This is a genomic window from Endozoicomonas sp. ONNA2 (assembly GCF_024606365.1).
In the GTDB taxonomy this organism is placed as follows: Bacteria; Pseudomonadota; Gammaproteobacteria; order Pseudomonadales; family Endozoicomonadaceae; genus Endozoicomonas.
Genome location: NZ_JAHHPO010000993.1, coordinates 1 through 2,203, shown reverse-complemented (window position 1 = coordinate 2,203; position 2,203 = coordinate 1). Strand labels below are relative to the sequence as shown.

The following is a 2,203-nucleotide window of genomic DNA, read 5'->3' as shown; positions in this document are numbered from 1 at the left end:
TAAATATCCTATTATCGGGATGATCGTTCGACCGATTCTGTCGCCCTGTGTAGATACCTGCGAGGCGGCCCAATGCAAACCAGAATTAAAAGAGCGTAAAGCCAGTTTGAACACTGCTATCATCACCGATAAACAAGTGGAATTGATTCGGGGTCTCCTGGATCGAAAAACAGACAGACTCAAAGTAGATGAATTTATAGAAATTATCGATTTTCTTGGTGCACGCACGAAAGTAAAACTGCCTTTAGGCTATGCCAAATCACCAACCCTTTTGTCAGGGATAATAAGAAATCATCTTTGGGAGGCTTTCGAAGGGCAGACAGGTGGTGAGCTGATGAAGGTATTATTAGCAACACCTGAAAGGACAAAACAGATGTTGTTGATCGATGTCATGGCAACAGGCACCGAATATAACTACCCGGTTCTTCCTGAATCTTTAAAAGATGATATTGATTTTTCTGACTGAATTCTCAAGTTTGCAGGGTATTCCCCGGGAAACACCAGCGAATCTGGCAGTGCTGATTTACCAACGTCTGGATATCGGTGCCAAAATACAGTCTAAAAACCATTTGCCCGTCAGTTTTAACGATGTTGATTTTTATGATGAGCTTATCCGTTCAGGAAGAGTACCGGTAAAAGATCTGCCACCAAATATCCAAAAGAAAAATGAAGAATACTGTATTTCGCAATTATCAGACGGTCTGTGCAGGTTATCAGATCTACCAAGTGTTATTACAAAAAAAACTATTTTGGCTTCACTCAATGGCAAATATTTGAATGATAATTTTATTTATTTTGTTAAAAATTATAATAAATGTGAGCTGCTGTACAGTGACCCTGATTTCTTTGAAGACGTAGTTCTCAAAACTACTTCATCAGCTTTGGAAGTGAGACTAAATTACAGTCTTTCACACATCTATCCATTGTCTGATGTATATAAATTTTGCATGGAAAATTATCAGGCTGACAGGGAAAAACTTGTTTTATTGTTAAAAAAGCTGGTAGCAGCAAATCCTTTTTTTGTTATAACTGTTGAGGATTCTGATGATACGTTGTTGCAGGAATTGATTGAAGCAGGAAAAAGTACCTTGTTGAAAATATTAACCACCAGACCTGAAATAATTGTATTTTTTCGCACGCACATCCTTTTTCAGTTCTTTAACAAAGTCAAAGCGGATGATGGTTTTAAAAATCAGGTTATAGATATTGTTTATCCGTATTTTCCTATCGAATACCTTTACTATTTTCCGAAAGAAATATTGATTAAACAAGACGCTATGGTTCTGGAATATGAACCGTTTAACGCTGGTGAAATCCATATTGTTAATAGAAAATTACGGCCTGTCAAAGCCGATCGTATAGTTGACTACATTGAACAATTTCCACACTTTTTGTGTCGTTTTGATGACAAGGCATATCTGGAGAAGCATTGCATTGACCCAACGTTCCGGCAAAGACTTATCCATGTTCTGGCTTGCAGGATCATTGCAAACAAGCGGCAGTTCATGACCGAGTGGTCAGTTTGTGTGCCCCGACAAGTCATTGATGATACTCTGGCTTTTCTCAATAATCTGGCCCTTTTCTTTGAACTGGATGTCTCCGGCGCATTGGCAAAACCGATGAATCCTCTCAAATTTCAAGGGCATAATCCTTCAGCGCTCCCATTGGCGGTGGCTGCCCGGGCAGGGGGGCTTCATCCAGCGGATGTAGCCTCCAATCGACAGTTACAGGCGGAATTTGCTGGTGCCGGTAAAACAAAATTTCACCCGTTTTATCCTGATCAACAGCAACATACATTGTCGCTGTTTAAAGGAGAGGGATCAGTCGTCGGTGGTCGTACACTGGCAGTAGGCACAGTCAGTGGCAAGGCAGGCAATAACAAGCGAGTTGATTACTATAAATTCCAGCGATTTGGCGAGTCCGTCGCTACTCTGGCGCAAGAAGGAATAATGCATCAATTTATTGCCAGGATGCCCAATAACCGCTTTAAAAGCCAACTACCCCGTTTTGGTCAGTACCTCATCCTACTGGAAAAGGATCTTCCCAAGAGTGTCCGGGGATTCACGGACCGTTTGCAAGTGATTACTGTAAATGGTGAAAGAGCCTTTCGGGTCTATCACTTCAAAGCGACACAAAACTACGGTAAATACCAGGGCGACAGAATCGGTCGAACGATCATCCCGATAATAGGATATTTAGCTAT

2 protein-coding genes are annotated in these 2,203 nt (G+C 41.1%); both read left to right on the top strand.

Features of this window, described 5'->3' with window-relative positions:
- Positions 1 to 466 (top strand): hypothetical protein (locus tag KDK14_RS17545; RefSeq protein WP_257266484.1); only part of this gene is annotated, 466 nt, incomplete at its 5' end.
- The coding region (locus KDK14_RS17540) for a hypothetical protein (RefSeq protein ID WP_257266483.1) at positions 444 to 2,203 on the top strand (1,760 nt) is incomplete at its 3' end. The genes KDK14_RS17545 and KDK14_RS17540, both read left to right, overlap by 23 nt.